Genomic DNA, 7,004 nt, shown 5'->3' on the forward strand with positions numbered 1-7,004 from the left:
TCTCGTCAAAAAGGTTTCACGATCGCCAGTACGACAACCGCAACTAAGATCAGCACCGGAAACTCGTTAAACCAGCGATACCAAACGTGAGAGTGCCGATTCTCCCCTTGCGCGAAACGCCGCATCAGAACCCAGCAGTACCCGTGATAGCCAATCAGTATCGCAACCAGGGCAAGCTTGGCATGCATCCAGCCTTGGCTTAGCCAAGCCGGTTGCATTGCCAATAACCACACCCCCAACGCTATGGTGACGATGGCGCCCGGAGTCGTAATGCCGTACAGCAGCTTACGCTCCATGACCTGGAAACGCTCCTGACTGGTCTTATCGTCGCTCATGGCGTGGTAGACGAATAACCGGGGTAGATAAAACAAGCCGGCAAACCACGTCACCATGAATACGATATGAAACGCCTTAACCCAAAGGTACGCCATTGGAGCCTCTTAATGTGTTAAAGCATGGACTGAATTTGATTCCGCACCTGCTCCATGTTCAGTTCGCCGAGCCGCCGCCAAACGACTCGCCCCTCCGGATTGATGAGAATGGAGGTCGGCGTTAGACGGATGCCGCCGAAGCTTTGCGCAATGGCGTCGTCTCGATCCATAACGATGGTGTAGGACATGTTCCGGTCTTCCACCATGGCCGCCACCTGATTTGGCGGGTCGTAATGCATCGCGACCCCTATAACCTCAAGACCTTCCGGACCGAGGTCTTGATACAGCGCGCGCAGGTGAGGAACCTCGGCGATGCAGCTCGGACAAGTGGTGGCCCAAAACGTAATCAGAACGGGCTTGCCACGCAACTCGTGGAGGTCGAACGTGCGTCCGTCCAGGGTTTCAAAGCTCACATTGGCGGCGCGCTCCCCTTGCCAGGGGCCAACCCATACCAATGCTGCGGTGGCTACGACTAAGACAAGGGCGAGTACCCCGAGAATCTCTTTCCGCTTCATGTCCTTCTACGCCCGTAAGTGGCCTGCTGCGATTTTAACCATCGGCGTCATCCCTTTCCATGAGTTCTTAAGCGTTTTTTGGGGCTCAGTGGCGATAAGAGAGAGTCAGGTGGAGACCCGAAATGACACGAAACGGCTAACGCTTTCGATAATCGATGATGGCAAGCTTAAATAGAGTGCGTAGAATAGCATTTTTGCACAGGCTTAGATGAGGGTCGCGATGTACAAGGTCGGTATCGTCGGAGGAACAGGTTATACGGGCGTAGAGCTATTGCGCCTACTAACGCGCCATCCGGACGTCAGCCTAGAGGTCATTACCTCGCGAGGTAATGCCGGGACGGCGGTGGCGGACATGTTCCCGAGCTTACGAGGCCGCTTGGACTTGCGCTTTAGCGAGCCCGACCGCGATACGCTGGCGGCTTGCGACTTGGTTTTCTTTGCCACCCCTAACGGCACCGCCATGAAATTGGTGCCGGATCTACTGGCCTCGAATACGCGAGTAATCGATCTTGGTGCCGATTTCCGTCTCAAAGACCTTAGCGTTTGGAGCGACTGGTACAAGCTAGAGCATGCGTGTCCGGAATGGGTGGAGCAGGCGGTCTACGGCTTACCCGAGTTGAATCGAGCCGCAATCGCAGAAGCTCGGCTGGTGGCTAACCCTGGTTGCTACCCAACAGCAGTTATTCTCGGTTATTTGCCGCTGCTTGAAAGCCAGTTGATCGACCCGGAGCACCTGATCGCCGACGCCAAATCCGGCGTTTCCGGGGCTGGTAGGCAGCCTCAGCAGCATACCTTGTTATGCGAAGCGAACGATAATTTTAAAGCTTACGGAGCGTCGGGGCATCGCCACTTACCGGAAATAAAGCAGGGGCTGAGCCAGATTGCCGGCGGGGAGGTCGGACTGGTGTTCGTTCCGCACTTGGTGCCGATGACTCGCGGTATGCAGGCTACCGTATATGGCCGGCTACGGACCTCCGATACGGACTTGCAAGCATTGTATGAACGTCGATATGCCGATGAGCCTTTCGTCGACGTCATGCCGGCGGGTAGTCACCCTGAAACCCGCACCGTGCGGGGCACCAACATGTGTCGGGTAGGCGTACACCGACAGCCCGGCAGCGACACCGCCATCGTCCTGTCCGTGATCGACAACCTCGACAAAGGCGCTGCCAGCCAAGCGGTGCAGAATATGAATCTGATGCTTGGTTTGCCGGAAACCGCAGGGCTCGACGATATTGCTGTGTTACCCTGACCGGATCGCCTTCTACGAAGAAGGCGGCACTTTATCCGTGCGAAGTTGACTAAACGGATAGGGAAAACCGACAATTTAAGTTGGTGGGCGGTGAAACACTGGACGGTTTTTTGTGCGTCGGGCGTCGGTTGTCTTGAGTTGGCGGTAAGGCAATATAAGTGTTCGATGTTTCCTCAAATTCCTCGGAGGCCACGTAGTAATGAGCGAAGCGGCTGTTGAACAATTTACCAATGTGATTTTTACCGATAGTGCTGCGAACAAGGTGCGGTCGCTGATCGAGGAAGAGCAGAATGACGACCTCAAGCTGCGGGTGTACATCACCGGCGGAGGCTGCTCCGGTTTTCAGTACGGATTTACTTTTGACGAAAATGTCGAAGACGGCGATACGATTGTCGAAAAGAATGGCGTCACTCTGCTGATCGATCCCATGAGCGGGCAGTATTTGATGGGAGCCGAGATCGACTATGTGGAAGGCGTCGAAGGCGAGCAGTTCGTCATCCGCAATCCGAATGCCTCGACGACGTGTGGTTGCGGTTCGTCGTTCTCGGTCTAACTAGGGACCGTGTATCTTTATAGCCGGGGGGAGTAATCCCCTCGGCTCACTCCGGCGTTGGGGGCGAAACCTGCCCCCGAAATATCCCGCCTAATACGCGATAGTCGTTAGCGCCCGTTACTCTGGGTTCGTTGCCCGCCGCTCCATGAAGGGTTTTCATCGCTAGCCAAGCGAATGCGGACGCTTCGACGTAATCCGGGTCAAGGCCGAAGGCTGCCGTCGTCTCAAGCCGAACGGGCTGGAGCCGCTGGGCTAGTCGTTCCATCAAATAGCGATTATGCGCTCCGCCGCCGCAAACCAGCACCCGCGTTGCCGCCGGGGACGCCAGGGCAATAGCATCGGCAACCGTTTGAGCGGTTAGTTCGACGAGCGTTGCCTGGACATCGACCGGAGGGATGCGCCCTCCTAGTCGAGCAAGTGCGGCTTCGATGAAGCCTACATTGAAATACTCAAGGCCTGTGCTCTTCGGTGCGGGCATGCGGAAATAGTCGGCGTCGAGCAGACTTGCCAGCAGGTCAGGGACGACAGTGCCTTGAGCAGCCCAGGTTCCTCCCGGGTCGTAAGGTTTGCCCTGGTGTCGCAGGCACCAGCGGTCCAAAAGGGCGTTGGCCGGTCCGGTATCGAAACCGCTTGCCACCTCTCCTGGCAGCAGGAGAGTAATGTTGGCGATGCCGCCCAGGTTTAGTACGACGCGAGCCTCATTGTCGTCGCCGAACAGCGCCTGATGAAACACTGGTACTAGCGGTGCGCCTTGCCCGCCCGCTGCGAGATCGCGGCGGCGGAAGTCGGCAACCGTGGTTATGCCAGTGCGTTCGGCGATGACGTTGGGGTCGCCGATCTGGCAGGTAAAAGCCGGGTTGCCATCGGGTTCGTGCCAAACGGTTTGGCCGTGGCTACCGATAGCTGTCACATCCTCTGCCTTGAGGCTCTCTTGCAATAGCAATCGGTTAGCCGCTTCTGCGAACAGTTCTCCGACTTCAACGTCCAGTTGAGCAATCTGATAAAACGGAGAGTCGCGTCGGGCAGCTGCTATACGCTGTTTAAGCAAGGAAGGAATGGGGTGGGATAGACTCGCTTCGACCTTCAGCGTCGGAGAAAAGCTAACCAGTGCCGCGTCTACGGCGTCGGCACTGGTTCCCGATATCAAGCCTAGGAACAGCTCGTCCATGGCTGTTTAGTCATCCTGTAGTGCGAAATCGCTACGGATAATTGTGTCGAGTTTTGCGACCAGCGGTGCGGTTTGTGCCTCAAACTGCGCGCGGTACTCTTGCGCAATCGGCTCCGCATCCGGTAGCTCAACCGTCACCGGATTGCGATGTACCCCGTCGACCAGAAACTCATAGTGAAGGTGAGGGCCGGTGGCGAGTCCGGACTGGCCCACGTAGCCAATGACTTGACCCTGCCGTACCCGGCTGCCCGCACTTAAGTTATTGGCATAACGCGACATATGGGCATACAGCGTACTATAGCGCGTGCCGTGCTGGATCACGATCGTCCGACCGTAGCCGCCTTTCCAGCCTAAATGAACAATGCGTCCATCGCCTGCCGCTTTAATAGGAGTGCCGGTTGGAGCCGCATAATCGACGCCCCGATGGGGACGGCGCGTACCATGGATCGGATGTAGTCGGTTGGGATTAAAGCCCGAGCTGATCCGCCGGAAATCCACCGGCGAGCGAATAAATGCCTTTCGCATGCTGCGGCCGTCGGGCGAAAAATAATCTGCTCGCCCATCGGGGTATTCAAAGCGTACAGCGCGGACCGTACGGCCGCGGTTAACGAATTCCGCCGCAATAATATTGCCCGTGCGGACCTTTTCGCCGTCCCGATGTAGCTCCTCGTAGACAACCGAAAAACGATCGCCTGCCCGGATATCTAACGCGAAGTCGATGTCCCAGCCGAATATGCCGGCAAGTTCCATGATCAAACGATCGTTCAAGCCGGCGCTACGACCGGCGAGAAACAGCGACGAGTTGATCACGGCGGAAGCATGCGTCACATGCGTTTCCAGCGGGTTCGCTACCAAGTTGGTAGTAAACCCTGCCTCTTCTTCCCAATCGACGTGTAAGGTTACGCTTTCGTCAACGGCGTAGCGAATGCCTAACAGGTCGCCGTCGACGATGCGGAATCTTATTTCGTCGCCAGGAAAGATTCGGCGCAGCGACTTTGCCGGCTCGCCCGTTGCCATGATGTTGTGAAGCGTACGCGGGCTTAAGCCCATGCGGTTGAAAATAGCCGCGAGACTATCGCCAGAGCGAACGGTGATGACCTCCCACGACTCATCCAGCTCTCCGGCAACAGCAGGTTCTATTGCGAGCTCAGGTTCGGCGTCGATAGCGGCCGATTCCGGCTCGTCCGCTGCCGGGGGCAGCGCGACGACAGCACCTTCCGTGGCTTGTTGAATGCCGGGAAGGGCCAGCGGCGATTCAACTCGTTGCCCTTCGGCGACCGCAAGCGTGCGCTCCCCAAGTGCTTCGGCCTTGTCGTTGCTGAGCAGCAAAAAGCTGGCTCCGGTGAAGCCCGATACCGCCAGCATGATCCAATGCAGCTTCTTCAGGCGCAGGACACGCCCCTTCGACCGCTCACGCCAGCCAGCACTCGATTTGAAATCTCTATTTGTAAAGCGTGTGTATGCCACAGTAATCCCATCCCTCTTGAGCGGGAACCATAGCTAGAACCGTGTAGCGGGGTCAACGAATTCTTAACTATGTCGTTTAAGGTGTGACCGTTTGTGCATGTTGTACCGGAAAATTCGCCTGCAACGTGTGCGACCGTTCGCGTTTCCGGTAGAATCCCGCCTCTTGCGGTACATTCCGGGAGGCGATGATGAGTTCGGTAAAAGAGGCGCTGGCAATAATCCGGCGTGGCACGGAAGAGATATTAGTAGAAGGTGAGCTAAAGGAGCGTCTGGAAAGCGGCCGTCCGCTGCGTATTAAGGCAGGGTTCGACCCGACGGCGCCCGATCTTCATCTCGGCCATACCGTGCTTATTAATAAGCTGCGCCAGTTCCAGCTCTTGGGGCACAAGATCTTATTCCTCATCGGCGACTTCACCGGCATGATCGGCGATCCCACCGGCAAGAACGTGACGCGCAAGCCGTTGACGCCGGAAGAGGTTGCCGAGAATGCGCGCACCTATAAAGAGCAAATCTTCAAAATCCTAGACCCCGAGTCGACAGAAATCGTATTTAACTCCGACTGGATGGGTAAGCTGTCCGCTGCCGACCTCATACAGCTCGCATCGCGGCATACGGTGGCTCGGATGCTAGAGCGCGACGATTTCCATAAGCGCTATACCAATAACCAGTCGATCGCCATCCACGAATTTCTCTACCCGCTGATTCAAGGCTACGACTCCGTTGTGCTTAAGTCCGATGTCGAACTCGGCGGGACCGATCAGAAGTTCAACCTTCTTGTCGGGCGCGAGTTGCAAAAGGCCTATGGTCAGGCACCGCAAACCATTATCACCGTGCCCATCCTGGAAGGTCTGGATGGCGTGCAGAAAATGTCTAAGTCGTTAAATAACTATATCGGCATCCAAGAGCCCGCCGGAGAAATGTTCGGTAAAGTGATGTCGGTGAGCGACGACCTTATGTGGCGCTACTTCGAGCTGCTGAGCTTTAAGAGCGAACAAGAGGTGGAAGCGCTGAGGCGGGATGTCGTGCAAGGCCGCAATCCGCGCGATGTGAAATTCTTGCTTGCTCATGAAATCGTCGAGCGCTTTCATGACCGGGACGCCGCCGATCAAGCGCAACAGGAATTTGTCGCAAGGTTCCAAAAGGGGGCCATGCCGAGCGAAATGCCGGAGCACACCGTTAGCGTCGGCCAAGACGGGGTCGGTTTGCCGCAGTTGTTGAAGCAGGTTGAGTTAACCGCCAGTACGTCCGAAGCCATCCGCATGATCAAGCAAGGAGCTGTGCGTATAGATGGCGAACGTAGCGAGTCGCCCGCGCTTGTGCTTGCAGCGCCGGCGGAGCTGGTTGTGCAAGTCGGTAAGCGCCGGTTCGCTCGCGTCACCTTGGTGGCGTGAGCGCGGCGCACCGTCGCCGTCGAAATATTAGTGCGGAATTAAGTTGACAAGGAGAGGGTCTAGATGTAAATTCTCGACCCTCGTTTCGCGAGACGCGGAACGGCCCGCAACCCACCGCAAATTGGGGGTTGACAGGGGAGAGGGAAAGCGTAAAATGCGCGTCCCTGCTGAGGCGAAAGGCCTTGGCGCTGAGGCGGAGCCGAAGGGTTCTGCGCTCTTTAACAAGA

7 protein-coding genes are annotated in these 7,004 nt (G+C 56.8%); 3 read left to right on the forward strand and 4 right to left on the reverse strand.

The genetic code is table 11. From position 1 onward, the window contains the following. Positions 1 to 5 precede the first annotated feature (5 nt). Positions 6 to 431 (reverse strand): protoporphyrinogen oxidase HemJ, encoded by a 426-nt coding sequence (gene hemJ / locus CAI21_RS02365; RefSeq protein ID WP_116300785.1) that lies wholly within the window; start codon positions 429 to 431, stop codon positions 6 to 8. Positions 432 to 448: 17 nt separating this feature from the next. After that, positions 449 to 946 carry a TlpA family protein disulfide reductase gene (locus tag CAI21_RS02370; RefSeq protein ID WP_116300786.1) on the reverse strand — a complete coding sequence of 166 codons (498 nt, stop codon included), beginning with the start codon at positions 944 to 946 and terminating at the stop codon, positions 449 to 451. A gap of 220 nt (positions 947 to 1,166) precedes the next feature. Between CAI21_RS02370 and argC the strand changes: the two genes are divergently transcribed. Both argC and erpA read left to right on the forward strand, forming a co-directional pair. Next, positions 1,167 to 2,198, forward strand: a complete 1,032-nt coding sequence (argC, locus tag CAI21_RS02375) for an N-acetyl-gamma-glutamyl-phosphate reductase (RefSeq protein ID WP_181919222.1) — start codon at positions 1,167 to 1,169, stop codon at positions 2,196 to 2,198. Between the two features lie 199 nt (positions 2,199 to 2,397). Continuing rightward, positions 2,398 to 2,751, forward strand: coding sequence for an iron-sulfur cluster insertion protein ErpA (gene erpA / locus CAI21_RS02380; RefSeq protein WP_116300788.1), 354 nt, complete (start codon positions 2,398 to 2,400; stop codon positions 2,749 to 2,751). 46 nt (positions 2,752 to 2,797) lie between these two features. Here the strand turns inward: erpA and CAI21_RS02385 are convergent, their stop codons facing one another. Together CAI21_RS02385 and CAI21_RS02390 are read right to left on the reverse strand one after the other, a co-directional pair. Further along, the gene (locus tag CAI21_RS02385) at positions 2,798 to 3,919 is read right to left on the reverse strand and encodes an anhydro-N-acetylmuramic acid kinase (protein WP_116300789.1); all 1,122 of its coding nucleotides are present in this window, start codon (positions 3,917 to 3,919) and stop codon (positions 2,798 to 2,800) included. A 6-nt stretch (positions 3,920 to 3,925) separates the two neighbouring features. Next, positions 3,926 to 5,386, reverse strand: a complete 1,461-nt coding sequence (locus CAI21_RS02390; RefSeq protein ID WP_258868883.1) for an OapA family protein — start codon at positions 5,384 to 5,386, stop codon at positions 3,926 to 3,928. Positions 5,387 to 5,574: 188 nt separating this feature from the next. Here CAI21_RS02390 and tyrS point away from each other — a divergent pair, with 188 nt between their 5' ends. Further along, the gene (gene tyrS, locus CAI21_RS02395) at positions 5,575 to 6,777 is read left to right on the forward strand and encodes a tyrosine--tRNA ligase (RefSeq protein ID WP_220347725.1); all 1,203 of its coding nucleotides are present in this window, start codon (positions 5,575 to 5,577) and stop codon (positions 6,775 to 6,777) included. The last annotated feature ends 227 nt before the right edge of the window (positions 6,778 to 7,004 follow it).

Origin of the sequence: Alkalilimnicola ehrlichii (genome assembly GCF_003399765.1) — a bacterium.
GTDB lineage: Bacteria > Pseudomonadota > Gammaproteobacteria > Nitrococcales > AK92 > AK92.